The sequence below is a fragment of the Plantibacter sp. 2H11-2 genome, assembly GCF_050031945.1.
Taxonomy (GTDB): Bacteria; Actinomycetota; Actinomycetes; order Actinomycetales; family Microbacteriaceae; genus Plantibacter; species Plantibacter auratus.
Genome location: NZ_JBNBBL010000001.1, coordinates 627,537 through 653,244 on the forward strand (window position 1 = coordinate 627,537; position 25,708 = coordinate 653,244).

General features: G+C 68.8%; 24 protein-coding genes. 9 read left to right on the forward strand and 15 right to left on the reverse strand.

The features are described from left to right. Positions 1 to 54: 54 nt before the first annotated feature. The 9 genes from ACQG07_RS02895 to ACQG07_RS02935 form a co-directional block, all read right to left on the reverse strand. Positions 55 to 861: an ABC transporter permease gene (locus ACQG07_RS02895; protein ID WP_274499604.1), complete on the reverse strand. Its 807-nt coding sequence runs from the start codon at positions 859 to 861 to the stop codon at positions 55 to 57. Continuing rightward, positions 858 to 1,568 carry an ABC transporter permease gene (locus ACQG07_RS02900; protein ID WP_079705429.1) on the reverse strand — a complete coding sequence of 237 codons (711 nt, stop codon included), beginning with the start codon at positions 1,566 to 1,568 and terminating at the stop codon, positions 858 to 860. Before ACQG07_RS02900 ends, ACQG07_RS02895 begins: the two co-directional genes overlap by 4 nt. Further along, positions 1,565 to 2,434 carry an ABC transporter ATP-binding protein gene (locus ACQG07_RS02905; RefSeq protein WP_137242033.1) on the reverse strand — a complete coding sequence of 290 codons (870 nt, stop codon included), beginning with the start codon at positions 2,432 to 2,434 and terminating at the stop codon, positions 1,565 to 1,567. Before ACQG07_RS02905 ends, ACQG07_RS02900 begins: the two co-directional genes overlap by 4 nt. Before the next feature lie 217 nt (positions 2,435 to 2,651). After that, positions 2,652 to 4,151 (reverse strand): aromatic amino acid lyase, encoded by a 1,500-nt coding sequence (locus ACQG07_RS02910; protein WP_426737095.1) that lies wholly within the window; start codon positions 4,149 to 4,151, stop codon positions 2,652 to 2,654. A gap of 199 nt (positions 4,152 to 4,350) precedes the next feature. Continuing rightward, on the reverse strand, positions 4,351 to 5,106 hold the full coding sequence (locus ACQG07_RS02915) for an ABC transporter permease (RefSeq protein WP_426737096.1): 756 nt from the start codon (positions 5,104 to 5,106) through the stop codon (positions 4,351 to 4,353). After that, positions 5,106 to 6,017 carry an ABC transporter ATP-binding protein gene (locus ACQG07_RS02920; protein ID WP_426737097.1) on the reverse strand — a complete coding sequence of 304 codons (912 nt, stop codon included), beginning with the start codon at positions 6,015 to 6,017 and terminating at the stop codon, positions 5,106 to 5,108. Before ACQG07_RS02920 ends, ACQG07_RS02915 begins: the two co-directional genes overlap by 1 nt. Beyond that, complete coding sequence (locus tag ACQG07_RS02925; RefSeq protein WP_064296516.1) at positions 6,014 to 6,325, reverse strand: transcriptional regulator; 312 nt, start codon at positions 6,323 to 6,325, stop codon at positions 6,014 to 6,016. The genes ACQG07_RS02920 and ACQG07_RS02925 overlap by 4 nt, the downstream gene beginning before the upstream one ends. A gap of 3 nt (positions 6,326 to 6,328) precedes the next feature. Next, the gene (locus ACQG07_RS02930; protein ID WP_137242037.1) at positions 6,329 to 6,991 is read right to left on the reverse strand and encodes a hypothetical protein; all 663 of its coding nucleotides are present in this window, start codon (positions 6,989 to 6,991) and stop codon (positions 6,329 to 6,331) included. A gap of 385 nt (positions 6,992 to 7,376) precedes the next feature. Further along, entirely contained in the window at positions 7,377 to 8,648 is a 1,272-nt protein-coding gene (locus ACQG07_RS02935) for a DUF222 domain-containing protein (protein WP_426737098.1), read from the reverse strand. 291 nt (positions 8,649 to 8,939) lie between these two features. Between ACQG07_RS02935 and hrpA the strand changes: the two genes are divergently transcribed. Continuing rightward, entirely contained in the window at positions 8,940 to 12,815 is a 3,876-nt protein-coding gene (hrpA, locus tag ACQG07_RS02940; RefSeq protein ID WP_426737100.1) for an ATP-dependent RNA helicase HrpA, read from the forward strand. A gap of 66 nt (positions 12,816 to 12,881) precedes the next feature. On the opposite strand, the gene ACQG07_RS02945 is transcribed toward hrpA, so the two are convergent. Continuing rightward, the gene (locus tag ACQG07_RS02945) at positions 12,882 to 13,733 is read right to left on the reverse strand and encodes a sulfurtransferase (RefSeq protein ID WP_426737101.1); all 852 of its coding nucleotides are present in this window, start codon (positions 13,731 to 13,733) and stop codon (positions 12,882 to 12,884) included. 208 nt (positions 13,734 to 13,941) lie between these two features. On the opposite strand from ACQG07_RS02945, the gene ACQG07_RS02950 reads away from it, so the two are divergent. From ACQG07_RS02950 to ACQG07_RS02960, 3 genes are all read left to right on the forward strand, one after another. Next, a complete protein-coding gene (locus ACQG07_RS02950; RefSeq protein WP_197977568.1) occupies positions 13,942 to 14,565 on the forward strand; it encodes a flavin reductase family protein in 624 nt (207 codons plus the stop codon). A 95-nt stretch (positions 14,566 to 14,660) separates the two neighbouring features. Further along, positions 14,661 to 15,041 (forward strand): DoxX family protein, encoded by a 381-nt coding sequence (locus ACQG07_RS02955; RefSeq protein WP_079705419.1) that lies wholly within the window; start codon positions 14,661 to 14,663, stop codon positions 15,039 to 15,041. Positions 15,042 to 15,169: 128 nt separating this feature from the next. Beyond that, positions 15,170 to 15,385: a hypothetical protein gene (locus tag ACQG07_RS02960; protein WP_426737102.1), complete on the forward strand. Its 216-nt coding sequence runs from the start codon at positions 15,170 to 15,172 to the stop codon at positions 15,383 to 15,385. A 77-nt stretch (positions 15,386 to 15,462) separates the two neighbouring features. On the opposite strand, the gene nrdF is transcribed toward ACQG07_RS02960, so the two are convergent. The 4 genes from nrdF to nrdH all read right to left on the reverse strand — a co-directional run bounded on the left by nrdF (position 15,463) and on the right by nrdH (position 19,541). Then, complete coding sequence (nrdF, locus tag ACQG07_RS02965; RefSeq protein WP_056007612.1) at positions 15,463 to 16,437, reverse strand: class 1b ribonucleoside-diphosphate reductase subunit beta; 975 nt, start codon at positions 16,435 to 16,437, stop codon at positions 15,463 to 15,465. Between the two features lie 243 nt (positions 16,438 to 16,680). Continuing rightward, a complete protein-coding gene (nrdE, locus tag ACQG07_RS02970; protein WP_079706251.1) occupies positions 16,681 to 18,786 on the reverse strand; it encodes a class 1b ribonucleoside-diphosphate reductase subunit alpha in 2,106 nt (701 codons plus the stop codon). Between the two features lie 23 nt (positions 18,787 to 18,809). Continuing rightward, entirely contained in the window at positions 18,810 to 19,223 is a 414-nt protein-coding gene (gene nrdI, locus ACQG07_RS02975; RefSeq protein ID WP_064296523.1) for a class Ib ribonucleoside-diphosphate reductase assembly flavoprotein NrdI, read from the reverse strand. Between the two features lie 84 nt (positions 19,224 to 19,307). After that, positions 19,308 to 19,541 (reverse strand): glutaredoxin-like protein NrdH, encoded by a 234-nt coding sequence (gene nrdH / locus ACQG07_RS02980; protein ID WP_056007615.1) that lies wholly within the window; start codon positions 19,539 to 19,541, stop codon positions 19,308 to 19,310. A gap of 353 nt (positions 19,542 to 19,894) precedes the next feature. Here nrdH and ACQG07_RS02985 point away from each other — a divergent pair, with 353 nt between their 5' ends. Then, a complete protein-coding gene (locus ACQG07_RS02985) occupies positions 19,895 to 21,103 on the forward strand; it encodes an MFS transporter (RefSeq protein ID WP_086474343.1) in 1,209 nt (402 codons plus the stop codon). A gap of 11 nt (positions 21,104 to 21,114) precedes the next feature. Here the strand turns inward: ACQG07_RS02985 and ACQG07_RS02990 are convergent, their stop codons facing one another. Next, positions 21,115 to 21,681 (reverse strand): NADPH-dependent FMN reductase, encoded by a 567-nt coding sequence (locus tag ACQG07_RS02990; protein ID WP_159878112.1) that lies wholly within the window; start codon positions 21,679 to 21,681, stop codon positions 21,115 to 21,117. A gap of 48 nt (positions 21,682 to 21,729) precedes the next feature. Here ACQG07_RS02990 and ACQG07_RS02995 point away from each other — a divergent pair, with 48 nt between their 5' ends. The 4 genes from ACQG07_RS02995 (at position 21,730) to ACQG07_RS03010 (ending at position 25,693) form a co-directional block, all read left to right on the forward strand. Next, a complete protein-coding gene (locus ACQG07_RS02995; RefSeq protein WP_426737103.1) occupies positions 21,730 to 22,581 on the forward strand; it encodes an aldo/keto reductase in 852 nt (283 codons plus the stop codon). 22 nt (positions 22,582 to 22,603) lie between these two features. Beyond that, positions 22,604 to 23,452: an alpha/beta fold hydrolase gene (locus tag ACQG07_RS03000; protein ID WP_426737104.1), complete on the forward strand. Its 849-nt coding sequence runs from the start codon at positions 22,604 to 22,606 to the stop codon at positions 23,450 to 23,452. Between the two features lie 139 nt (positions 23,453 to 23,591). Further along, complete coding sequence (locus tag ACQG07_RS03005) at positions 23,592 to 24,506, forward strand: DUF4349 domain-containing protein (protein WP_426737105.1); 915 nt, start codon at positions 23,592 to 23,594, stop codon at positions 24,504 to 24,506. Continuing rightward, complete coding sequence (locus ACQG07_RS03010) at positions 24,503 to 25,693, forward strand: acyl-CoA dehydrogenase family protein (RefSeq protein WP_426737106.1); 1,191 nt, start codon at positions 24,503 to 24,505, stop codon at positions 25,691 to 25,693. The genes ACQG07_RS03005 and ACQG07_RS03010 overlap by 4 nt, the downstream gene beginning before the upstream one ends. Positions 25,694 to 25,708 lie beyond the last annotated feature (15 nt).

Consider the following 25,708-nt stretch of genomic DNA (forward strand, 5'->3'; position numbering starts at 1 on the left):
GCCGTTGTGGGTCTGGGAGCCGGACGGTGCTGTCACCCGGGATGACGGGACGCGTCAGTTGTTGCGGTATGCCGCGGTCTGCATGTTCGCCTCCGCTTCTGCGACGACGGGGTCCGGTGCGGTGGAGCGGTCGCCGCCGGTGGCGGCGTGACCCCGGGTCTCGTCGACCCGCGTGTGGGTCGCCTGGACACCGCGCGGCACGACGGCGCGCTGCAGCAGCGAGAAGACGCCCTCGAGGAGGAGGGCGAGCACGATGATGATGATCGAGCCGGCGAGCATCTGCGCATAGTCGCGTACCGGGAGGCCGTCGAGGATGTAGCGACCGAGACCGGGGCCGTTGGTGAGGAACGCGACGACGGTGGCGGTCGCGATCGTCTGCAGGACCGCCGAGCGCACGCCACCGATCATGAGTGGCAGGGCGAGCGGGATCTCCACCTTGCCGAGGATCTGCCACTCGTTCATCCCGACCGCACGCGCGGCGTCGATGGTCTGGCGGTCGATCGACTCGACCCCGCCGTACGCGCCGGCCAGGACTGGCGGGACGGCGAGCACGACGAGGGCCGTGATCGCGGGGACGAGACTCGTGCTGGAGAAGCCCCACCCGAGCGTGATGAGCGCGAGGAGTGAGAGCAGACCGAGGGTCGGCAGCGCCCGGAGCGCGCCGGTGATCGCGACCGCGATCTCCCGTCCCTTCCCGGTGTGCCCGATGAGGAGCCCGAGCGGGATCGCGATGACGCACGCGATGAGGACGGTCAGGCCGGTCACGGCCAGGTGCTGGAGCACCCGCACGGGGATGCCGCCTGGGCCCTCCCAGTGCGCGGGGTCGAAGATCCAGGCGAAGGCGGCGAGGAAGTTGATCATGCTGCTCCTCCCCCGGCGGTCGCCAGCTCACGGGCTTCGGTGGCCGCGCGACGACGACGGATCGCGCCTTTCGAGCTGATCCGCGTCCACGGCATGAGGAGTCGGCCGAGGAGCACCAGCAGGACGTCGAACACGATCGCGATCACGACCGTCCCGACGATGCCGGTCAGGATCTCGATCGGGAACTGCCGGTTGTAGCCGTCGGTGAAGAGGTAGCCGAGGTTCGTCACGCCGATGAGGGCGCCGACGCTCAGCAGGCTGATCGTGCTCGCGGAGACCACCCGGATGCCGGCGAGCATGAGCGGACCCGCAAGCGGGAACTCGACCCGCCAGAACCGCTGGCCGGTGGAGAACCCCACGGCCTGTGCCGACTGCCGGACCCCGGCGTCGACGGCGTCGAGCGCGTCGGCGACCGTGCGGACGAGCAGGGCCACGGCGTAGATGGTGAGTGCGATCACGACGTTCGCCGGATCGAGGATCTTCGTGCCGATGAGGGACGGCATGAGGACGAACAGCGGCAGGGACGGGATCGCGTAGAGGATGCCGCTCAGTGTGAGCAGCACGCCACGCGACCACCGGTACCGGTGTGCGAGCCAGCCGAGGGGGAGGGAGATGAGGAACCCCAGGATGATCGGGGGCAGGCTCAGCTGGACATGGGTGAGGGTGAGGTCCCAGATCATGTCCCAGTTCGCGATGACCCAGCTCATGTGGATGCGCCGTCCTTCCGGACGTCCAGGCCAGGGCGGTCGCCTGCGCCGGGCCCGGCTCCGAGGACGCCGGCGGGGCGGCCCGACTCGTCGACGACCACGTCGCGTCCGTCGACGCGCTCGACGTGGAGCGTCCGCTGGCCACGATCGGCGCCGATGAACTGGGCGACGAAGTCGTCGGCAGGGTTGGCGACGATCTCGGCCGGCGTGCCGACCTGGGCGATGTGGCCACCCTTCTGCAGGATGACGACCTGGTCGCCGAGGAGGAACGCCTCGTCGATGTCGTGGGTGACGAACACGATCGTCTTCGCGATGTCGCGCTGCAGTCGGAGCAGCTCCCGCTGGAGCTCGGCACGCACGAGCGGGTCGACGGCGCCGAACGGCTCGTCCATCAGCAGGATGTTCGGGTCGATCGCGAGGCCTCGTGCCACGCCGACGCGCTGCTGCTGGCCGCCGGACAACTGACTCGGGTACCGGTCGGCGAGCGCGCGGTCGAGTCCGACGGTGTCGAGGAGGGTGAGGGCGTCCGCCCGGGCCTGCTTCTTGTTGACGCCGGTGAGCATGGGCACCGTGGCCACGTTGTCGATCACGGTGCGGTGCGGGAGGAGACCGGAGTTCTGCATGACGTAGCCGATGCGGCGACGGAGACGGACCGGGTCGACGGCGGAGACGACCTCGTCGTCGATGACGATGCGTCCCTCGCTCGGGTCGACCATGCGGTTGATCATCCGCAGGAGCGTGGTCTTGCCGCACCCTGAGGACCCGACGAAGACCGTGGTGGACCGCGACGGGATCGTGAGGGAGAAGTCGTCGACCGCGAGGGTGCCGTCGTCGAAGCGCTTGGAGACGTGTTCGAAGGAGATCATGCTGGACCGATGCCTCTTCTCTGCACGGCTGTTCGTGACAGGTCGTCTTCCAAGGGTCGTCGCCGCCGCGGTCGGTGGCTCGCTGAACGTCTCTCGGTCGGTGGTCCGAACCTACCGGAGGGCACTGACATCGCCCACCCCCTCGACACATGTCGAAATACATGGCATGCGACGACGTGGGTGCGCCCTCGCACGTTCGCCGGCCGGCCGCCGTCGCTCAGGATCGGTCGACGCCCAACGCGGCGAGCGCCGCCGTGACGAGCTGCTGACCGTGCAGCTCCTGCTCGATCGCCGAGCGGAGGCCGGCGTGGGCGACGGAGAACCCGACCGACCACTCGTCGTGCTCCGCCGGGCCGAGCGCGTCCGCCGCGACGACCGCCTCGACCGCCAGCACGTCCGCGAGGAGGGCGGTCGAGCGTTCCAGCAGTCGCAGCGAGGTCCCGGCGAAGGAGGCCGGGTCGTCCGAGTCCTCGTCCGGCACGCCGGCGGTGACGACCGGGGTCGCGAGCACGCGCAGTTCAGCGACGAGGTCCGCGGCCGACTGACCGAGCCGACCCGGTACGAGCCCGTGCCCGGTCCCCCGCGGGTCGACGCCGCCTCCGGCGATGCGTCCGAGCCGTCGCTCGGCGGCAGCAGCGGTGTGCGCGATGGCCGCGCGCAGCCCGTCGAAGGCGCGGGCGAGCCGCGCGCCATGCAGCAGCCCGCCCGTCCGCAGGACGCCCGACGCCTGATCGACGAGTGGATCCTCCGAAGCCGTTCCGAGCGTCGCTTCCACGAGCTGGACGGCCGCCGTGACCTCGTCGGCGAGCGCACCGTTGATCTGCGGGGTCGCCCGGAGCCGCAGTCCGTCCAGGTCACGCCCGCTACGCGCACCTGTCGGGTCGACCGGCGTCGCCAACAGCTCGGAGATCCGCTCGCCGCTCGCCCGGGTGCCCGCCGACTGGCTGCCGGCGAGGACCCTCGCGTCGAACACCGGTCCTCGCCCGCCGAGCCCGGACCGCGCAGCGGCCCGCGACGAGAGCGCGCTCGTGGTGTCCGCCAGCCGACTGAGCGCGCCGAGCCGGTGGAGTGCGAGCGCACCGACGCCGAGGGAGTAGGCGTTGTGGTGGACGAACGCCAAGCCCTCGTGCACAGCGAGGTCGAGCGGTGCGAGCCCGACCCGCGACAGGGCGACCTGGGCGGGGATCCGCTCACCCGCGAGGACCGCCTCCCCCTGCCCGATCACGAGCGTCGCGACGGACGCCAGGTGGGTCTCGTCGCCGTCGCCGAGGGAGCCGATGGACGGGATCACCGGGGTCACCCCACGGTTGAGGAGCTCCGCGACGAACACGGCCGTCTCGAGGCGTATCCCGGACGCGCCACGGGTCCATCCGGCGAGCCGGGCGGCGACGACCGCCCGAGCACGGTCCACCGAGAGCGGCAGTCCGATGCCGCCACGGCGGTCATGGACGACGCGCTCCTCCACCGCCGAGGCATCGAGCGTCGCGGTGCGCGGAGCCGCTCGTCCCCCGGCGGGACCAGGGATCCGTGGCCCCTGGGACCGAGGACCCGGCGCACCGACGCCGATCGGCGTCGTCTGCCGGTCGACGACGGCCCGGCCGGCGCCGATGCGGTCGAGCGCCGGGGTGTCGAGGACGACGATGGCGTCGTCGCGGGACACGGCCACGAGGTCGTCGACCGAGATCGGGCCGATGCCGAACACGACCGGGGCTCCCATCAGTGCGCGCCCGTCGATCGGTCGGCGGCGTTCGTCTGGTCTGCGCTGTTGGACACGGGTCGCTCCATCCGCTCGTCATGGGCCGTGGTCCGGCCGGGATGGACGTCAGCGTACGAGCGCCTGGCGGCCGGTGCACGGTGTGTGTCGACGTGTGACAGCACACGGGGACGGTCGGTGCTCGGCGAGGTGTCCGTCGACCTCAGCGGTAGCGGCGGCCCTCGTCGCGGCGGTAGAGAGCGAGGACCACGACGGTCAGGACGAGGGTCCAGGCCAGGACGCCGACCCACGACCACCACGGCAACTCGCCACCCTGGACCGCCCAGACGACGAGCTCCCGGGTCTGGCGGCTCGGGAGGAACATCGACAGCCGGTCGAGCCACGGGGCGAAGAGGAACGGTGGGATGAACAGTCCGCCGGCGAAGGCCAGTGAGAACATGACCACCTGCACCACCGCGATCGCGGCCTTGCTGGGGAGGGCGTACCCGATCGCGGTGCCCAGGAGCATGAACGGCAGAGCACCCACCAGGAGCGCAACGATGCCGCCGAGCAGCCCTGTCGGAGTCGTCGTGGCGGCGGTCAGGAGCGCACCGAGCACGACGACCGGTATGACGGCCGCGAACCCGAGGAGACCGACCGAGCACAGGTGCGAGAGGACACGGGCGACACCCGTCACCGGAAGGGTGCGGAGGTACGGATCCCACGCCTGCTCCCTCGCCTGGGCGATGGTCAGCCCGAAGCCGAACAGGGAGTTGGCGAGCACCGCGAAGACGATGAGAGAGATGACCGCCTGGGTCGCGATGACCGGATCGCCGGCGACCTGCGCCTGCGGAACGACGAAGAACAGCAGCGAGAGCGCGGGGAAGACGAGCGAGCCGATCAGCGCGATCGGGACGCGTACTGTCTCGAGCAGGGAGTAATGCGCATGCAGGGCGGTGAGCTGGAGTGTGGTGGCCATCAGGCGGCGCTCCGTTCGACGTCCGCCCGGGCACCCGCGGTGAGGGTCAGGAACGCCTCCTCGAGGGTCGCTCCGCGCACGGCGAGACCGGTGAACGGGACCTCGGACCGGATGAGATCGCGCACGAACGCGTCGGCGTCGCGGACGTCCAGTTCGACGGCGTCACCGTCCCGACTCGCCTGGACGACCCCGGCGAGCCGCTCCACCGCTCCGGGGTCGGTGCTCCGCAGCCGCACCCGGTGGATGCCGACGAGCCCGAGCACGTCGCGCAGTGGGGCGTCGGTGATGACCCGTCCACCACCCAGCACCACGACGCGCTCGGCGAGCGCTTCGATCTCCTCGAGGTAGTGACTGGTGAGGACGATCGTCGCCCCGAGCTCGTGTTGCCGGCGGATCGCGTCCCAGAGGGTCCGGCGGGCGTCGACGTCGAGGCCCGTCGTCGGCTCGTCGAGGAGCACGAGACGCGGTCTGCCGACGAACGCGAGTGCGACCGCGAGGCGGCGCTGCTGGCCGCCCGAGAGCGAGCCCGTCTGGCGTCGGAGGAGATCGCCGAAACCGAACTGCTCCGCCAGGGCGGCCGTCGGCACGCGGTCCGCGAAGTGCCGTCCGACGAAGTCGACGACCTCTCCCACCCGGAGCGTGGGCGGCAGTGCCGTCTCCTGCGGTGTCGATCCGAGCCGCGTGCGGTTGACCGCTTGGGCGGGATCGCCGCCGAAGAGCGTCACCGTGCCGGTCGTCGGACGTCGGGTGCCATGCAGCAGGGACAGCACGGTGGACTTGCCGGCGCCGTTGGGGCCGAGGAGCCCGACGAGCGAGCCCGGCTCGATCCGGAGGTCGACGTCGTCCAGCGCGGTCACCTCGCCGTAGCGTCGTGTCACGCCCTCGAGGGTGGCCAGTGGTGTGATCGTCATGATGTCCCCGTTCCCGACGCGCCGCCGAGCATCGCTCGGAGACCGGTCATGTAGTCCTCGAACGCGCGGCGCCCGAGCGTGGTGAGTTCCAGGTAGGTGACCGGAGTGCGTCCCCGGTGGGTCTTCGTGACGAGGACATAGGCGCCGTCCTCGAGTTTCCGCAGGTGTGTGGACAGGTTCCCGGCGGTCATGTCGAGCATCTCCTGCAGGCGGGGGAACGACATGCTGCTGTCCGCATCGATCGCCGCGAGCGTCGACATGATGCGCAGGCGGGCCTGGGCATGGATGAGGGGGTCGAGTTCGTCCATCGGTCACGCCGCCGATCGGTGGGCACGCCGACGGCGGGTCGCTTCGAGGAAGGTCGCGTACACGAGGAACCCGCCTCCGCCGGCGATGGCCATGATGAGCGCGTTGCCCGGCGAGCCGAAGAACGGCGCGGCCATGCCGACCACGATGATCCAGATGCCCATGCCGTACATGAGGCGGTCGCGCCAGACTGCTCCACCTGCGAGGTAGAGCAGACCGACCACGAGGCTGTAGATGGCCGGGTAGAAGATGGCGGCGAGTGCGGGTGCCATCCCCGCAGCGAACAGGGCGCCTCCGAACACCGCCGCTGCCGTGCACCCGATCGCCCAGGCGATGCCGTACATGGTCCCCTGCACCTGCTGTGCTCCCTGGATCCCGCGCGACACGCGGGAGCCGATGATCGACGACGAGACGATGCCGCCAACCATCAGGATTCCGAAGAGCCATCCAGCGACCGTCGGCGGCGTGGTGAACCAGGGGTTCTCGTCGCTCGCGGACCAGAGCGCGAGGAACCCGACGGTCCACGCGACACCCCAGATGTACACGATCGCGATGGTGGGCCTCGTGAAGATGTCGTCGACACGGCTCGCCTGTCGCTCCTGCAGAGCGAGCATGGCGGCCGGGTCGAGCGCATCCGAGCCGTCGGTGGGTTCCATCGGTGAAGTCATACCTACTTTGTAACGCAAACCACTCTGCGAAGCAACCCTGTTTGCGATACAGCGCTAGACGTGCCCGCTTCACACCGAGGTGCCACAGCCCGACTGCCCTTCGACAGGCTCAGGGACCGGGTTCATCCGGCCGCCCCTCTCCCGCTCACCCTTCGACAAACTCAGGGACCGAATCACCTTCAGTGAACCTCTCCCGGTCACTGAGCCTGTCGAAGTGCCCACGAGGACGCCTCATCGTCCCGGGCACACCCCTCCCGGTCACTGAGCCTGTCGAAGTGCCCACGAGGACGCCTCATCGTCCCGGGCACACCCCTCCCGGTCACTGAGCTTGTCGAAGTGCCCACGAGGACCCACCCCCTTCGACAGGCTCAGGGACCAAAACTGGTCAGAAGGGCGCGGGATCAGGTTCGGTCCGATGGTGTTTGCCGTCGGGTGTCGTCCAGTCGAGGACCCCGCCGGGACCGTGGTCGAGGTTCCACCCGGGCAGATGCTTCATCCGGTGATGATGTCGACAGAGACAGGCGAGGTTCCCGACATCCGTCGTCCCGCCGTCCTCCCAGGCGACCGAGTGGTCGAGGTCGCAGGCCCGGGCTCGCCTGCCGCAGCCTGGTGCGCGACAGGTGCCGTCCCGCAAGCGGACCGCGCGTTGCAGGTCGGCCGGGACCCGGTATTGATTCCGCCCGACGGAGAGGACGGCGCCGGTTTCCGGCTGGACGAGGATCCTGGTGAAGCTTGGTGCGTTCACCGCGATGCGAGCCGCGGTCTCGGGGTCGATCGGGCCGTAACCGTCGAGCATCGCCGGGGCATCGCTCACGCCCGCCATGCTGAGCGCCGGCACCGTGATCTGCACCGTCGGCTTGATGTGCTCCTGCACCTCGATCGGATGCGGAAGCACCGGGCTCGACATCACGTCCTCGGGCGTGACGCCGGTGAGCGCGAGTGCTGCGAGGGCGTCGGCCTGCAGCTGGGCGCAGGTGCGGGTGTAGCCAGCTGCGCGAGATTCCGAGGCCGCTGCTTCGACGCGCTCGATGATGCCCTGGGCGATGGGCGCGGTGGTGAAGAGGTGCACCCATGCCATGCCGTCGGCTTCGGGTTCGAACTCGACCCGGCGGTCGGCTTCGGAGCGGGTTGCACGTGCGGTGATCGACTCGGGGTGGAGTCGCTCGCGCAGCACGCGGGCGCTCGTGCGGAGGCCAGCGGCCGTGGTGCGCTCGGCGACGACGAGGACGCGGTCGAGGAACACCGCCCGTCCAGCAGCAGGGACGTCGCTGAGCTGGTCGATGATCACCTGCGCATGCCGCACCGAGATACGGCCTGCCTCCAGCGACTCGAGCACGGCCGGCGCTTCGTTGACGAGACGTTCGGCGTCGTTCGTCGCACGCTGGATCGTCCGTTCCGGTATTCGGGTCGCCATCGCGAGTGCTGCACAGGTCGACCGACGGGAGAGGGCCTGGCGTTCGGCCGGCGGGAAGATCGCCGGGACCGTGGCGTCCGCGAACGCGTCCGCGTAGGCGGCGGAGCGGGCCAGGAGTCGCGCTTTGCGTGTGTCCAGGACGGCCTGCTGCCGGTGGATCTCAGCCCACTCGTCCGAAAACTCCGCCAGCTGCGCGGCGTACGTGTCGCCGACGCGGGTTGCGGTGAGGGTGGTCTCGGTCATGGAACAAGCCCACCATGGACCACTGACATTCCAGATGCCGAGTCGGCCCGGTTGTGGAAGTCTCCTCGTTTGCCCTTCGACAAGCTCAGGGACCGGCGGGGCGTTGCGGAGTTCGCGAGGTTCTCCGCCTGCCCTTCGACAAGCTCAGGGACCGAAGGAGATTGCTCAGGGACCGAAGGAGGTTGCTCAGGGACCGAAGGAGGTTGCTCAGGGACCGGAAGGAAGGGTCCGCTGCATTAGGAGGCCCGGAGCGGCAGCACACCGCGTCCAGCCCGATACGATGGAGGGCTGATGTCCGACCTCCGAATCTCCTACCCGCCCGAGCTGCCGGTCAGTGCCGCCCGCGCGGACATCGCGCGTGCCATCAGCGAGCACCAGGTCGTCATCGTTGCGGGAGCGACGGGTTCCGGCAAGACCACTCAGCTGCCGAAGATCTGCCTCGAGCTCGGTCGCGAATCCATCGGGCACACGCAGCCCCGACGACTGGCCGCGCGCACGATCGCCGAACGCATCTCGGAGGAACTCGGCCAGGAGCTCGGTGGCATCGTCGGCTACCAGGTCCGCTTCACCGATCAGGCGTCGAAGGCGACGAAGATCAAGCTGATGACCGACGGCATCCTGCTGAACGAGATCCACCGCGACCGGATGCTGCGCAAGTACGACACGATCATCATCGACGAGGCGCACGAGCGCAGCCTCAACATCGACTTCCTGCTCGGCTACCTCAAGCAGCTCCTCCCCCAGCGCCCCGACCTCAAGGTCATCATCACGTCAGCGACGATCGACCCGGAGAGCTTCTCGAAGCACTTCGACGGAGCGCCCATCGTCGAGGTCTCCGGCCGCACGTACCCGGTCGAGATCCGCTACCGGCCGCTCGTGGCCGACGAGCCCACGGACGACGATGAGGACGCCCCCGAGTCCGAGGCCGCCGACCGCGACTATCTCGAAGGCATCAACGCGGCCCTCGACGAGCTGGCGCGAGAGTCGATGGGCGACGTCCTCGTCTTCCTGTCCGGCGAGACGGAGATCCGCGACGCCGCCGACGCCATCCGCGGCCGCAACCTGCCCGGCACCGAGGTGCTGCCGCTCTACGGCCGGCTCTCCGCCGCCGACCAGCACCGTGTGTTCCAGCCGTCGACCGTGGCAGGCCTCCGCCGCCGCATCATCCTCGCGACGAACGTGGCCGAGACGAGCCTCACGGTGCCCGGCATCAAGTACGTGATCGACGCCGGAACCGCCCGCATCTCGCGCTACAGCGTGCGCTCAAAGGTGCAGCGGCTCCCCATCGAGGCGATCTCGCAGGCGTCGGCGAACCAGCGTTCGGGTCGGTCCGGCCGCACGAGCGACGGCATCGCCATCCGCCTCTACTCGGAGGACGACTTCGCGAAGCGCCCGGAGTTCACCGAACCGGAGATCCTCCGCACGAACCTCGCCGCGGTGATCCTCCAGATGATCTCCCTCGGCCTCGGCGACATCGCCGCCTTCCCCTTCCTCCAACCGCCGGACGCCCGCGGCATCAAGGACGGCGTCGATCTGCTGTCCGAACTCGGCGCGATCGAGACGCGCACCTTCGCCGACGGCTCACCTCGCGGCGGCGGTCCACGTCTCACGCGGGTGGGGCGCGACCTCAGCCGCCTGCCGATCGATCCGCGGTTCGCGCGCATGGTCGTGGAGTCGAAGCAGCACGGGGTGTCGCGGGAGGTGCTCGCTATCGTCGCGGCGCTCACCATCCAGGACCCACGCGAACGACCGCTCGAGCACCGGCAGAAGGCCGACGAACTGCACCGCCGGTTCGTCGACCCGACGAGCGACTTCCTCGCCCTCCTGAACCTCTGGAACTACCTCGAGGAGAAACAGGACGAACTCTCGTCGAGCGCGTTCCGTCGGCTCTGCAAGAACGAGTTCCTCAACTACCTCCGCGTCCGCGAGTGGCACGACGTCTACCGCCAGCTGCGTCAACTGGCGAAGCCCCTCGGCCTGACGATCAACGAGCCGGCGGTGAACCCCGACGGCATCCACAAGTCGCTCCTCGCGGGGCTCCTCTCGCACATCGGACTGAAGGACCAGACCGTCGCTCCGGTCGTGAAGGGCCGGAACGCTCCACCGGCGACGAAGACCGCGAAGAAGGGCGACTACATCGGCGCCCGCCAGACGCGCTTCGTCCTCTTCCCCGGGTCCGCGCTCGCGAAGAAGCAGCCGAACGCCGTGATGAGCGCGGAACTCGTGGAGACGAGTCGGCTGTTCGCCCGCACCAACGCCTCGATCGACCCGGCGTGGGCGGAGCAGATCGCCGGCGACCTCTGCAAGCGGTCGTACAGCGAGCCGCACTGGGAGAAGAACCAGGGCTCCGCCGTCGCCTTCGAGAAGGTGACGCTGTTCGGCGTGCCGATCGTGCCGCGCCGCCGGGTGCAGTTCGGTCGCATCGACCAGGAGCAGGCCCGTGAACTGTTCCTGCGGCACGCGCTCGTCGACGGCGAGTGGACCCACGACATCGGTCGCGACAAGCTGTTCGACTTCCACCGCACGAATCGACGGCTGCGCAAGGAGCTGAGTGAGCTCGAGGAGCGGACGCGACGCCGCGACATCCTCTTCGACGACGAAGCCGTCTTCGACTTCTACGACGCCCGCGTCCCTGCCGAGATCTCGACGACGCGGGGCTTCGAGTCCTGGTGGCGCAAGACGCGCGTCGACCAGCGCGAGCTGCTCACGATGCGCCAGGAGGACCTCCTCCCCGAGGACGCTCCGGCGGTGGATGAGGACCGCTTCCCCGCCGAGTGGGTGCAGGCCGACCAGCGGTTGAAGCTCAGCTATCGCTTCGAACCCGGAAGCGACGACGACGGCGTGACGGTCATCGTCCCGCTCGCCCTGCTCGACCGACTCTCGCCCGCGGGCTTCGACTGGCAGGTCCCCGGTCTCCGTCGGGACCTCATCACGGCGATGATCAAGGCGCTCCCGAAGGCTCTGCGTCGGAACATCGTGCCTGCGGCCGACTGGGCGGCGAAGCTGCTCGCCGAGCTCCCCGCCGACGTCCCGGCGGTCGCCCCCGGCAGTCCCGCCGCCGAGGACTCCTTCGCCACCCGTCTCGCGAACGCGATCAAACGGCTCTCCTACATGGACATCACCGCCTCGGACTTCGAGATGGAACGCGTCCCCGAGCACCTGCTCGTGACCTTCCGGGTCATCGACGAGCGCGGCCGGACGCTCGCCAGCGGCAAGGACCTCGTCGAGCTGCAGCAGCGCCTCAAGCAGCGCACGCGGGCGAGCGTCGCCAAGGTCGCGGCCGCCAGAGTGCCCAACGCCATCGAGCGCTCCGGGTTCACCAGGTGGGACTTCGACGACCTCCCCCGCTTCATCGACATCCGCCAAGAGGACGGCGTGATCCGCGGCTACCCCGCGATCGTCGACGACGGCACGAGCGTGTCGATCCGGATCATGAGCACGGAGGCCGACCAGGCCCGCGCCATGCCCGCGGGGGTGCGCCGCCTCCTCCTGCTTGCGATCCCGTCCCCGACGGCCTACGTGCAGCAGCACCTCAAGGCCAACGAGAAACTCGCGCTCGCGACGAGCCCCTACCGGTCGACGCCGGCGTTGTTCGAGGACTGCCTCGCCGCCTGCATCGACGACGTCCTGTTCCGCGTGGTGCCCGACGGACAGGTGTTCTCCCGGCTGCAGTACGAGACGCTGCGCGACCGCGTCTCCGCCTCGGTCATGGACCGCATGTTCCAGACGGTCGCCATCGTCGCCCGCATCCTGCAGGCCGCGCGCGACACGGAGAAGGCCATGAAGGCGGCGACGAGCATGACGCTGCTCGCGGCGCTCACCGACATGCGGGGCCAGCTCGACGGACTGGTCTTCCCGGGCTTCGTCTCCCGAACGGGCTCAGCACGACTCGAGCATCTGCCCCGCTACCTCGCCGGCATCCGTTACCGCGCCGAGCGACTGACGGACAACCCGAACCGCGACCGCGTGTGGATGACGGAGGCGCAGACGGCGTCGGCGCGGTTCGAGGCCGCCGGCGGCACGATCCCGCTGCCCGCCGAGGCTCCGGAGCACCTTGTGAAGGCCCGGTGGATGCTCGAGGAGCTCCGGATCAGCCTGTTCGCCCAGCAGCTGGGCACGGCCGAGTCGGTGTCGTTGCAGCGCCTGCAGAAGGTCCTCGCGGGCTAGCGTTCCCCGGTCCCTGAGCCTGTCGAAGGGCGCATCTCGACAAGCTCGATGACCGGGGTCAGCGATTCAGGCCCCGGGACCCGTCGCCACCGGACGCTCCGGGTGGTTCGCCCACTCGCTCCACGACCCCGGGTACAGCACCGGTTCGAAGCCGGCCAAGGTCAGTGCGACCGCATTGTGCGCCGCGGTCACCCCGCTGCCGCAGTAGGTCGCGACCGTCGCGTGCTCCGGCACGCCCGCGGCGAGGAACTGCTCGCGGAGGGTCTCAGGCGACAGGAATCGGCCGTCTGCGCCGACGTTGGCGGTCGTCGGCGTGCTGAGCGCTCCGGGGATGTGACCGGCCCGAGGGTCGATCGGTTCGACATCGCCCCGGTACCGTTCGCCGGCGCGCGCGTCGAGCAGCACCCGTCCCTCGCCCGCCCACGTCGCGGCGGTGTCGATGTCGATGGTCGGCAGGACACCCGTCGTCAGCGTGACCGTCCCGGGTTCCGGGACGACCTCGCCGCGCTCCACGGGCAGTCCGGCGTCCGTCCACGCCCGGAACGCGCCGTCGAGGATGCGGACGTCCGCGATGCCGGCGTTCCGCAGCACCCACCAGGCTCGTGCCGCCGACAGGCTCTTGAGATCGTCGTAGACCACGACCACGTCGCCGTCGTCGACGCCCCACGATCGCGCGGACGCCTGGAGCGCCTCGCGATCGGGCAGGGGGTGACGGCCTCGGACGGCCGGTTCTCCGGTCGGCACGGGGTCGGCCAGCTCGTGGTCGAGGTCGACGTACACCGCGCCGGGCAGGTGCCCCTCGAGGTAGGCGGGCCGTCCGTCCGGCGCGTCGAGTCGCCACCGCACGTCGAGGACGCGCACCGGCGTCTCGGAGGCGATCACAGCGGCGAGGTCGTCCGGGGCGATGAGGATGGGCATGCGTCCAGCGTACGCACGCGAGGTCGACGGGACCTGCGCCCGACCGCTCGGTCACCGTCACACCGGGTAACAGAGTTGCAGCTCCGGCCGGATGAGCGAAACGTAGCCTGTGCAGCGTCCACCGAATCGGCGTTGCAGCAGTCGTCCACAGCCGTTCGAAGGATCCCCCGTGAGCTCAGTCCACCCGGCAGCCGCCTCCGTGACCACCTTGCCGTCCCCCGTCGACGGCGGCGAGGTCGCCCCCGGTTTCGCCTCCCTGTCCCCCGACGACTTCAAGGCGGCGTTCCGTCAGCACCCGGCCGGCGTCTCGGTCATCACCGCGGACGACGGCAGCGGGCCGGTGGGACTCACCGCCACCTCGGTCTTCTCCGTCAGTGCAGAACCGCCGCTCCTCGTCTTCTCCGTGTCGTCGCTGTCCTCGAGCGCGCCGACCATCACCGCGTCCGACACCGTCGTCGTCCACCTCCTGGGTTCCGAGCAACTGCACATCGCGAAGCTCTGCGCGACGAGCGGGATCGACCGTTTCGCCGACACCTCCATCTGGGACCGCCTGCCCACGGGCGAGCCGTACTTCACGGGCAACGGCGTCTGGATCCGCGGACGCATCGTCAACCGCATGGAGGCGGGCACCTCGACGGTCATCGCGGTGCACGCGCTGGAGTCGAGCGTCTCGCAGCTGCAAGCGGCCGAGGAGCCGGTCCGGGCCGAGCCTGCTGCCGAGGCGCCCGCTCCCGCCGTCCCGACATTCAGCCCCAGCTTCGACGGCGCGCCGCTCGTCTACCACAACCGCACCTGGCACCGTCTCGACGCGAACTCGCAGATCGACGGCTGAGCGGCCTGCTGCTGGACATCTGTGCACTCCAACCCGCCGTCGGTCCACCGATCTCCGGATAGCGTGGTGACATCACCATCGTCGAGAGGACCCTCATGGCTGGATCGAAAGCCCGCACCGCCGCACGTCTGCTGCTCGGAGGCGCACTCGTGTTCGCCGGCATCAGCCACCTGACCTTCGCTCGGAAGGACTTCCAGGCGCAGGTGCCGGAATGGGTCCCGATCGACGAGGACACCACCGTGCTCGCCTCAGGCGTCGTCGAGATCGCCCTGGGTGCGGCACTCGCTTCAGGCGTCAAGCGGACGGCCGTCGGCAACCTCGCCGCGGCGTTCTTCACGGCGATCTTCCCGGGCAACCTCTCCCAGTGGCTCAACCGCCGCGACGCCTTCGGCCTCGACACCGACAGCCGCCGGTTCACCCGGCTCTTCTTCCAGCCCGTGCTCATCGCCTGGGCCCTCTGGTCCACCCGCCGCTGACCACCAGCCGTCGCTGAGTCGCCCGGATATGCGCGTTTCCGCGTCGGATTCGAACATCCTCGGGCGAGTCAGCGGCGCACGGCGGATCGCCAGGTAGGGTCGAGGACACCAGAGCCACAGGGAGAACGATGCTGACGACCGAAGCGACCATGGACGAGCTGCTCGTCGCCGAATCCGTCGAGACGCCGAGCGCCGGACGCAACGGTGTCGTCAGCCTGGTCGCGCTCGTGGCCATCCTCACGATCGTGGTCACCGCGATCGCGGCGCTCTTCTTCCCGGTCGTCCAGGGCGCGACGGCGTTCTTCTACTTCTTCCTGGCCGGCTTCGGTGGCCTCGGCGGCTGACGCCCCTACACGCTGAACGCCTGAGGGCCGGATGGAATCGTGGATTCCATCCGGCCCTCAGGCGTTCAGCGCAGCGACTAGAAGTCCCAGTCCTCGTCTTCCGTGACCACGGCCTTGCCGATGACGTAGGAGGAGCCGGAGCCCGAGAAGAAGTCGTGGTTCTCATCGGCGTTCGGGGAGAGCGCCGACAGGATCGCCGGGTTCACGTCCGTGACCGTCTTCGGGAACATGGCCTCGTAGCCGAGGTTCATGAGCGCCTTGTTGGCGTTGTAGTGCAGGAACTTCTTGACGTCCTCGGTGAGACCGACCTCGTCGTAGAGGTCCTGCGTGTACTGCACCTCGTTGTCGTAGAGCTCGTAGAGCAGCGAGAACGTGTAGTCCTTGACATCGTCGCGCTCGGCCTGCGTCAGCTTCTCGAGTCCCTTCTGGAACTTGTAGCCGATGTAGTACCCGTGCACGGCCTCATCGCGGATGATCAGGCGGATCATGTCGGCCGTGTTGGTGAGCTTCGCGCGGCTCGACCAGTGCATGGGCAGGTAGAAGCCCGAGTAGAAGAGGAAGGACTCGAGGAGGGTCGAGGCGGCCTTCCGCTTCAGCGGGTCGTCGCCGTGGTAGCGGTCGAGGACGATGGACGCCTTCTTCTGCAGGTTCGGGTTCTCGACCGACCAGCGGAACGCCTCGTCGATCTCCTTCGTGCTGCTGAGCGTGGAGAAGATCGAGGAGTAGCTCTTCGCGTGCACCGACTCCATGAACGCGATGTTCGTGTAGACGGCCTCCTCGTGCGGGGTGATCGCATCGGGGATGAGGGCGACGGCGCCGACGGTGCCCTGGATCGTGTCGAGGAGCGTGAGGCCCGTGAACACGCGCATGGTGAGCTGCTGCTCCTGCGGCGTCAGGGTGTTCCACGACTGGACGTCGTTCGACAGCGGGATCTTCTCGGGCAGCCAGAAGTTGTTGACGAGGCGGTTCCAGACCTCGACGTCCTTCTCGTCCTCGATCTTGTTCCAGTTGATCGCCTGGACGCGGTCGACCAGCTTGAGCTTCTCTGACATGAATTGGTGTCCTCTATCGGGAAGTGGGGTTGGCCCTTCGACAGGCTCAGGGACCGGTGATGCTGATGGCCCTCGACGGACCGGTGATGCTGATGGCCCTCGACGGACCGGTGATACTCGTGGCCCTCGACGGACCGGTGATGCTGATGCCCTTCGACAGGCTCAGGGACCGGGGTCGGGCTCAGGGACCGGAATACCGGTCACTGAGCCTGTCGAAGTGCAGATGACGAAGCGCGAAGCTCCTTAGAGCATGCAGCTGACGCAGCCGTCGACTTCCGTGCCCTCGAGCGCGAGCTGCCGGAGACGGATGTAGTAGATGGTCTTGATGCCCTTCTTCCACGCGTAGATCTGCGCCTTGTTGATGTCGCGCGTGGTGGCGGTGTCCTTGAAGAACAGCGTCAACGACAGCCCCTGGTCGACGTGCTGCGTCGCGGCGGCGTACGTGTCGATGATCTTCTCGGCACCGATCTCGTAGGCGTCCTCGTAGTACTCCAGGTTGTCGTTCGTCATGAACGGAGCCGGGTAGTACACGCGACCGAGCTTGCCTTCCTTGCGGATCTCGATCTTCGACGCGATCGGGTGGATCGACGACGTGGAGTTGTTGATGTAGGAGATCGAACCGGTCGGCGGGACGGCCTGGAGGTTCTGGTTGTAGATGCCGTACTCCTGGATGGACGCCTTGAGGGCCGTCCAGTCCGCCTGCGTCGGGATCTGCACGCCGGCCTGCTCGAAGAGCTCGCGGCCACGAGCCGTCTCGGGCTCCCAGACCTGGTCGATGTACTTGTCGAAGAACTCGCCCGACGCGTACTGCGAGTCGGCGAAACCGTCGAAGGTCTCCCCGCGCTCCTTGGCGATGAGGTTCGAGGCGCGCAGCGCGTGGAACACCACCGTGTAGAAGTAGATGTTCGTGAAGTCGATGCCCTCGGGGCTGCCGTAGTGCACGCGCTCGCGGGCGAGGTAGCCGTGGAGGTTCATCTGGCCGAGGCCGATGGCGTGCGACTTGTCGTTGCCGTCCTCGATCGAACGCACCGAGGAGATGTGGCTCTGGTCGGACACGGAGGTGAGGCCGCGGATGGCGGTCTCGACCGTGCGACCGAAGTCGGGCGAGTCCATCGTGAGCGCGATGTTCAGCGAGCCGAGGTTGCAGGAGATGTCCTTGCCGATCTCCTTGTACGAGAGGTCCTCGTTGTAGGTGGTCGGCGTGTTGACCTGGAGGATCTCCGAGCAGAGGTTCGACATGTTGATGCGGCCCTTGATGGGGTTCGCCTTGTTCACCGTGTCTTCGAACACGATGTACGGGTAGCCGGACTCGAACTGGATCTCCGCGATGGTCTGGAAGAACTCGCGGGCGTTGATCTTTGTCTTCTTGATGCGGGAGTCGTCGACCATCTCGTGGTACTTCTCGCTCACCGAGATGTCGCCGAACGGTACACCGTAGACGCGCTCGACGTCGTACGGGGAGAACAGGTACATGTCCTCGCCCTTCTTCGCGAGGTCGAAGGTGATGTCGGGGACGACGACGCCGAGGGACAGCGTCTTGATCCGGATCTTCTCGTCGGCGTTCTCACGCTTGGTGTCGAGGAATCGCAGGATGTCGGGGTGGTGTGCGTTGAGGTACACCGCGCCGGCGCCCTGACGCGCGCCGAGCTGGTTCGCGTAGCTGAAGGAGTCCTCGAGGAGCTTCATCACGGGGATGATGCCGCTCGACTGGTTCTCGATCTGCTTGATCGGTGCACCGGACTCACGGATGTTCGACAGCGAGAGCGCCACGCCGCCGCCACGCTTCGAGAGCTGGAGTGCGGAGTTGATGCCACGGGCGATCGACTCCATGTTGTCCTCGATGCGGAGGAGGAAGCAGGAGACGAGCTCGCCGCGCTGGGCCTTGCCCGAGTTGAGGAAGGTGGGCGTCGCGGGCTGGAACCGACCCGCGATGATCTCCTCGACGAGCGCGACCGCGAGCTGCTGGTCGCCGTCGGCGAGACCGAGGGCGGTCATGACGACGCGGTCCTCGAACCGCTCGAGGTAGCGCTTGCCGTCGAAGGTCTTCAGCGTGTACGAGGTGTAGTACTTGAACGCGCCGAGGAAGGTCTGGAAGCGGAACTTCTTCGAGTAGGCCAGGTCGTTGAGCTCCTGGATGAAGTCGAACGAGTACTTGTCGAGCACTGCCTGCTCGTAGTACTCCTTCTCGACGAGGTAGTCGAGCCGTTCCTTCAGCGAGTGGAAGAAGACGGTGTTCTGGTTGACGTGCTGGAGGAAGTACTCCCGCGCGGCCTCACGGTCCTTGTCGAACTGGATCTCGCCGTTCGGGCCGTAGAGGTTGAGCATCGCGTTGAGCGAGTGGTAGTCCATCTGGCTCGTCGACGGTGCGTCGATCACTGAAACTGGCGCTGCTGCCAAAATGATTCCAATCCATTGTGGACGGTGGTGACATCGTCCTGGGTTCCGAAGAGTTCGAAGCGGTACAGATGCGGGACCTTGCATTTGCTGGCGATCACGTCGCCGGCGAGCCCGTAGGCTTCGCCGAAGTTCGTGTTGCCGGCGGCGATGACCCCGCGGATCAGGGAGCGGTTGGCCTCCACGTTGAGGAACCGGATCACCTGTTTGGGCACCGCTCCGTCGCCGTTGCCCCCGCCGTAGGTGGGGGTCACGAGGACGTAGGGTGCCGTGGCGTGCACGGCTTCGTCTTTCGCATACAGCGGGATCTGCAACGAGGGCAGGTCGAGCTTCTGCATGAAGCGATGCGTGTTGCCGGAAATGCTGGAGAAGTAGATCAGCCGTGGTTGCACGGGTGGCCTCCTCGTCGACGTCCGGACGGTCGGATGGTGCGGTGCTGCTGGAGCCGGCTCATGATGACGCCTGCGACCGTGGGCTCAAGCCAGACGTGCGGCGAGCTCTTCGATCTTGTCGGGACGGAAGCCCGACCAGTGGTCTTCCTCGGTGATGACGACCGGTGCCTGCAGGTAGCCGAGGGCCTTGACCTGCTCGAGCGCGTTCTCGTCGACCGAGAGGTCGAGGATGTTGTACTCGATGCCCTTGTTGTCGAGTGCGCGGTACGTCGCGGTGCACTGCACGCAACTGGGCTTCGTGTAGACCGTGATTGCCATAGCTCTTCGTGCCTTCCCCTCAAAATCTGGTGATTCCCGCGGCGTCCTGCGCCGGGGTTCCAATACTACATATAGATGGCGGTCTTCAGGTTGACCACAAGGGCTAGTAGTTACAGCCCTGTAGTTTTCCACCGGGTTCTCCACCGTTTCGGGCGAGTTATCCACCGGTTCTCCACTGGGTACAACGCCCGTGGGCGACGCGAAAATCCCGGATTGACGGCCTTTTCTCCCCCGTCTGAGGGATATCTATCCACAGGCGAGATTCTCCTCCGCACCTCCGACATCCGTTGTCGGTTTGGGCGTGTCGCGGGCGTGTCGCGCGTGTCGGAACCGGTCCCTAGACTGGTGTCCTTGTGAGCAGCTACCGTGACCTTCTTCGTACCCCCGGCGTCGCCCGGATCATCGCGGCGCAGCTCACCGCACGCTTCCCGTTCGGGATGCTCTCGCTGGCCTTCCTGCTCCACATCGAGCAGGTCACCGGGTCCTACGGGGCCGCCGGGCTCGTCCTCGCCGCGACGAGCATCGGGCAGGCGATCGCCGGCCCCCTCACGAGCCGGTGGATGGGCGTCTGGGGCATCCGCAAGGTGCTCCTCCTCACCCTCGCGGTCTGTGCAGTCTCCGTCACGACCATCGCCCTCGTCACCATGACCGTCCCCGCGTACATGGCGGTCGGATTCGTCGCCGGGCTGAGCACGCCGCCCGTCCAGCCCGCGGTCCGCACCATCTACCCAAAGCTCGTCACCTCCCAGCAGCTCACCCCGCTGTTCTCCCTCGACGCCTCGGCCCAGGAGATCATCTGGGTGCTCGGGCCCGTCGTGACCACCTTCGTGTCCACCCAGGTCGGCACGGTCTGGGGCATCGCCCTGGCAGCGGTGATCATGGTCGTCGGCTGCCTGTGGTTCATCTCCTCACCGGAGGTCGGGCGCGTCCGCATCCCGAGGAGCCGTCGCAAACTCGGACAGGTGCTCAAGCGCCCGCCGGTCCTCCTCGCCACCGTCGTCGGCTTCCTCCTCATCGGCGCCTGTTCGGCCGTCGAGGCGGGCGTCGTCGCGACCTTCGGGCACGACGGCCTCGAGGCCGGTATCGTCCTGGCGATCTTCTCGGTCGGCTCGCTGGCCGGCGGCCTCGCCCTCGGACACACGCCGATCGGTCCCTACGCGCTGGCGCGGCGGATCTTCATCGTCTTCGCCGGACTCGCCGTCGCGAGCCTCTTCCTCAACGCCTGGTGGCTGTCGGTCACCCTCTTCGTCGCCGGTATCGGCATCGCGCCGGCCCTCGCCGTGTTGTTCGCCATCGTCTCGGCGAGTGTGAAGTTCAGCGACACCGCCGAGGCCTACGGCTGGGTCGGCACCGGTCAGCTCATCGGTGCCGCGATGGGGTCGGCGGCGGCAGGTTTCCTCATCGACGGCTCCGGAGCGGTCGGCGCGTTCTGGGTGGCCGGCGTGTTCGCGCTGTTCGGCTTCGTCATCCCGTGGATCGGTCACCGGTGGCACCCCGACCTCCGCGGCCGCGATGCGAGCCCGATCCCCGACACCGAGCCGATCAACACCCACCCGTCCTGAGCCGCGCCGCTTCAGTCGGCGGCGCGCAGCGGCGCGAGGGCCCCGTCGAGTGCGGCCAGTTCGCCCAGCAGCATCGGGAGCATGGTCGTCTGGCGGTCGTTGGGCGTGAACACCCCGTCGGCGATCTGCCGTGAAACGTACGGGATCTCAACGTTCGCACCGGTACTGACGAGGCCGAGTGCCTGCAGGACGGGTCGAAGCGCGACGACGCCGCGGGTTCCGCCCGACAGCCCGCCGTAGCTGACGATCCCGACCGGCTTCCGCGCCCACTCGTGCATGAGGTAGTCGAGCGCGTTCTTGAGGGCGGGCGCGTAGCTGTAGTTGTACTCGGGCGTCACGAACACGAAGGCGTCCGTGCGATCGACCCGCTCACTCCAGGCGATCGTGTGCGGGTGGACGTAGGCGCGCTTCCGCGGGTGCGCGGGCTCGTCCATGAACGGCAACGCCAGCTCCCGGAGATCGACCGCGTCGACGGTGAACCGCTCGTCCGCCTCGGCCACACCCGCGACCCAGTCGGCGACGGCACCGCCCACCCGCTCGGGACGGACACTCCCGGTGACGATCATGAGTTGCGGCATGGGCTCCCTTTCGACGGTGACGGTGGCCCTGTCGAGGATACTGGTGCCATGGCAGACAGCACCCCGACCGTCCTCCTCAACGACGGGCACACGATCCCCCAGCTCGGCTTCGGCGTCTACAAGGTCCCGGACCTCGCCAGCACCGAGATCGTGCAGACGGCGCTGGAGGTCGGGTACCGCCACATCGACACCGCCTCGCTGTACGGCAACGAGCGCGGCACCGGCGTCGCGATCCGCGAGTCGGGCATCCCCCGCGACGAGCTCTTCGTCACGACGAAGGTCTGGAACACCGATCAGGGGTACGAGGAGACGCTGCGCGCGTTCGACACGAGCCTGGACCTCCTCGGCCTCGACCACGTCGACCTGTACCTCATCCACTGGCCGGCCCCGGGGCAGGACCGCTACCGCGAGACCTGGCGCGCGCTCGAGCGGTTGCGGGCCGAGGGACGTACGCGCTCCATCGGCGTCTCGAACTTCCACCGCAGCCATCTCGAACGACTCCTGGAGTCGGCGGAGGTCACCCCGGCCGTCAACCAGATCGAACTCCACCCGTTCCTCCCCCAGCGGGAGTTGCGCGCCGTCAACGCGGCACACGGCATCGCGACGGAGGCCTGGTCGCCACTCGCCCGCGGCCGCTTCTTCACGCCCGCCGCGGACGGATCCGACGCCACCTCCGACCTCGGGGCCATCGCCCAGAAGCACGGGCGCACGGTCGCGCAGGTGGTGCTGCGCTGGCACCTGCAGCTCGGCAACATCGTCATCCCCAAGTCGGCCACACCGGCGCGGATCTCGGAGAACTTCGCGGTGTTCGACTTCACCCTCGACGCCGACGACCTGGCCGCGATCTCGGCGCTCGAGAACGGCGAGCGCACCGGCACCGACCCGGACCGGCTCGACTGACGCGAGACCGTAGGCTGAACGCATGACCGAGCCCGTCGTCGACACCGCTTCCAGCCTCGCCGCCCGCACGATCACGCCCGTGAAGCTCCCGCGTCACCGCTGGGGTCGCCACGACGCGTCGGCTCGGGCGCTCGTGGTCCACGGACTCGGCAGCAACGGTCCGAGCACCTGGCGCATCTGCGCAGCCCTGGCCGATCGCGGGTGGCTCGTGGAGGCGGTCGACCTCCGCGGCCACGGCGTCGCCCCTCGTGCGTTGGACTACCGGGTCGAGGCCTACGCCGCCGATCTGCTGGCCACCAGGCCGACCCCCGTGCCCGGCGTCGGGCACGCCGCGTGGGACCTCGTCGTCGGACACTCGCTCGGAGGCGCTGCCACGGCGATCGCCGCCGCAGCCGATCCCCGATGGGCGGCGGCGGTCGTGCTGCTCGACCCCGCCATCGCACTCGACGACCACGACGCCGAGATCATCCGGGCCAGCCAGGAGGCCGCCTTCGCCGACAACACGATCGCATCCGTCCGTGCGAAGAACCCCGAGTGGCACCCGCTCGACGTGGAGATCAAGGTCCAGGCGGTGTCCGAGGCGAGCCGGTGGGCGATCGAGCAGACGAGCGAACAGAACCATCCGTGGGACGTCCGCCCCGCAGCGGCCGCTCTGCGCAACCCGACCTTCGTGATCGCCTCCGACCCTGAGGTGTACAGCCTCTTCCGCGGCGCGCTCGCCGCCGAGGTCCTCGCCAACCGCCAGGTCAGCCTGACGATCGTCCAGGGCGCCGGTCACAACGTGCACCGGGACCGCCCGGCGGAGACCACGAAGGCCATCGGCGATTGGGCCGAGCTGCAACTCGAACAGCGGTCGCGTCGCGAGACCTGATCACGACCCGCTTCCCAGGGTCCCTGCACCTCCGCGATGCGGCGGCTCTCTCGGGTGATGCGCGTCGCGAGACCTGATCGTGACCCGCTTCCCAGGGTCCCTGCACCTCCGCGGTGCGGCGGCTCCCTAGGGTGATGCCATGAAGCGCTCCGCAGTGACCCGCACCACCACCGTGTTCGTCTCCGCCGTCCTCGTCGGGCTCGTCCTCTCGGGCTGCTCGGCCGGGTCGAGCACCGAGGCCGGCAGCGACTCGCGAGCTGCGATGCCCGCGCCCGGCCAGGTCGCCGGCGACGCGCAGGTCGGGGTCGACGGCGCCGCCTCCCCCGACCTCACGCAACAGCAGGTGGTCACGACCGGTTCACTCACCGTCACCGCTGACGACCCGATCAGCACCGCGACGGACGCCACCCGGATCGTCACCGAGGCGGGCGGGCGCGTCGACAGCCGCGACGAGACTCCGGGCACCTCCGACCAGGCCGCGCAGGCGACCCTGACGGTCCGCATCCCCGCCGACGACTTCGACGACGTGCTCGCGCAGCTGCAGGCGCTCGGCACGGTGAACAACCTCTCCGTGTCCGCGGTGGACGTCACGGCACAGGCCGCCGACCTCGACGCGCGGGTCACCGCCCTCCAGGCCTCGGTCGACCGACTGCTCGGACTGATGGCGGCTTCGACCACGACGGCCGACCTCCTCGCCGCCGAGACCAGCCTGTCCCAGCGGCAGGCGGAATTGGACGGGCTCGTCGCCCAGCGCGAGGCGCTCGCCGATCAGGTCGACTTCTCCTCCGTGTTCGTGAGCTTCGTGGCCCCAGGCGTGGTCGCGCCGGGTGTGCCCACCGACTTCTGGGGCGGCGTGGTCGCCGGGTGGAACGCGCTCGTCGCCGCCGCCTCGGGGCTCGTCGTCGTGGTCGGCGTCCTGGTGCCGTGGTTGCTCCCCCTCGCGGTCGTCGCCGCGGTCGTGGTCCTCCTCGTCAGGTCGGGCCGTCGGCGGGCTGCTCGCCGCTCGCAGACACCTGCCACCTCGGCCGGGCCCGATGCGACAATGGACCGGTGACCGCTCAAGCGCAGCACCATCCATCCGATCGGTCGTTCGACCCCGCCTCGATCCTCAGTGACGGGCTCGTCGAGCGCATCCGCGAACGTGCCGCCGTGGCGGACCGCGAGAACGCCTTCTTCGACGAAGACCTCGCCGAGCTGCGAGCGTGCGGCTATCTTCGGGCGTTCGTCCCCGAGGAGTTCGGCGGCCTCGGCCTCGGCCTCGGCGAGGTCACGCTGCTCCAATCCCGGCTCGCCACCGCCGCCCCGGCGACCGCCCTCGCGATCAACATGCACCTCGTGTGGACGGGTGTCGCGCGACTGCTCCACACCCGAGGAGACGACTCGCTCCGCTTCGTCCTCGAGGGAGCTGCCGGGGACGAGCTCTACGCGTTCGGGGTGAGCGAGGCTGGCAACGACCTCGTGCTCTTCGGATCCGACACCGAAGCCCGTCCGGGCCCCGACGGTTCCTATCGGTTCCACGGCCGGAAGATCTTCACCTCGCTGTCGCCCGCGTGGACCTGGCTGGGGACGACCGGGCTCGACACGACCTCGGCCGACGGTCCGAAGGTGGTCTACGGGTTCATCGAGCGCTCGCGCGGCGGGTTCGAGATCCTCGACGACTGGGACACCGTCGGGATGCGCGCCAGCCAGAGCAGGACGACCTTGCTCCAGGGGGCCGAGTCGACGGCGGAGCACATCGTCCGACGCCTCGACCCGGGGCCCAACCCGGACCCCATCGTCTTCGGGATCTTCGCCTGCTTCGAGACCCTCATCGCCGCCGTGTACACGGGCATCGGTGAGCGCGCCCTCCGACTGGCGGTCGAGACCGCCCACCGGAAGACGTCGAAGAAGGCCGGTGGCGCGAGCTACGCGGCCGACCCCGACATCCGCCGTCGGATCGCGGCGGCCGCCATCGCGTACGACGGCATGCTGCCACAGCTCGCCGGCATCGCCCGTGACCTCGACGACGGGGTCGACCATGGCGCGCTCTGGTTCCCGAAACTCGTCGGGCTCAAGGTCCGCGCGACGGAGACCGCCCGCGAGGTCGTCGATCAGGCGATCCGGGTCGCCGGCGGCGGCAGCTACTTCGCCGCGAGCGAATTGGGCCGGCTGTACCGCGACGTCCTCGCCGGGATGTTCCATCCTTCCGACGACGAGTCCGCCCACGCCACCGTCGCGAACGCCTGGCTCGGGCCCGCGTGACGGCTCTGCTCGGGC

Coding starts and splice junctions, on each gene's coding strand:
- ACQG07_RS02895 (WP_274499604.1), bottom strand. CDS start 861: ATGATCAACTTCCTCGCCGCCTTCGCCTGGATCTTCGACCCCGCGCAC.
- ACQG07_RS02900 (WP_079705429.1), bottom strand. CDS start 1,568: ATGAGCTGGGTCATCGCGAACTGGGACATGATCTGGGACCTCACCCTC.
- ACQG07_RS02905 (WP_137242033.1), bottom strand. CDS start 2,434: ATGATCTCCTTCGAACACGTCTCCAAGCGCTTCGACGACGGCACCCTC.
- ACQG07_RS02910 (WP_426737095.1), bottom strand. CDS start 4,151: ATGGGAGCCCCGGTCGTGTTCGGCATCGGCCCGATCTCGGTCGACGAC.
- ACQG07_RS02915 (WP_426737096.1), bottom strand. CDS start 5,106: ATGGCCACCACACTCCAGCTCACCGCCCTGCATGCGCATTACTCCCTG.
- ACQG07_RS02920 (WP_426737097.1), bottom strand. CDS start 6,017: ATGACGATCACACCACTGGCCACCCTCGAGGGCGTGACACGACGCTAC.
- ACQG07_RS02925 (WP_064296516.1), bottom strand. CDS start 6,325: ATGGACGAACTCGACCCCCTCATCCATGCCCAGGCCCGCCTGCGCATC.
- ACQG07_RS02930 (WP_137242037.1), bottom strand. CDS start 6,991: ATGACTTCACCGATGGAACCCACCGACGGCTCGGATGCGCTCGACCCG.
- ACQG07_RS02935 (WP_426737098.1), bottom strand. CDS start 8,648: ATGACCGAGACCACCCTCACCGCAACCCGCGTCGGCGACACGTACGCC.
- hrpA (WP_426737100.1), top strand. CDS start 8,940: ATGTCCGACCTCCGAATCTCCTACCCGCCCGAGCTGCCGGTCAGTGCC.
- ACQG07_RS02945 (WP_426737101.1), bottom strand. CDS start 13,733: ATGCCCATCCTCATCGCCCCGGACGACCTCGCCGCTGTGATCGCCTCC.
- ACQG07_RS02955 (WP_079705419.1), top strand. CDS start 14,661: ATGGCTGGATCGAAAGCCCGCACCGCCGCACGTCTGCTGCTCGGAGGC.
- ACQG07_RS02960 (WP_426737102.1), top strand. CDS start 15,170: ATGCTGACGACCGAAGCGACCATGGACGAGCTGCTCGTCGCCGAATCC.
- nrdF (WP_056007612.1), bottom strand. CDS start 16,437: ATGTCAGAGAAGCTCAAGCTGGTCGACCGCGTCCAGGCGATCAACTGG.
- nrdE (WP_079706251.1), bottom strand. CDS start 18,786: ATGGACTACCACTCGCTCAACGCGATGCTCAACCTCTACGGCCCGAAC.
- nrdH (WP_056007615.1), bottom strand. CDS start 19,541: ATGGCAATCACGGTCTACACGAAGCCCAGTTGCGTGCAGTGCACCGCG.
- ACQG07_RS02990 (WP_159878112.1), bottom strand. CDS start 21,681: ATGCCGCAACTCATGATCGTCACCGGGAGTGTCCGTCCCGAGCGGGTG.
- ACQG07_RS02995 (WP_426737103.1), top strand. CDS start 21,730: ATGGCAGACAGCACCCCGACCGTCCTCCTCAACGACGGGCACACGATC.
- ACQG07_RS03000 (WP_426737104.1), top strand. CDS start 22,604: ATGACCGAGCCCGTCGTCGACACCGCTTCCAGCCTCGCCGCCCGCACG.
- ACQG07_RS03005 (WP_426737105.1), top strand. CDS start 23,592: ATGAAGCGCTCCGCAGTGACCCGCACCACCACCGTGTTCGTCTCCGCC.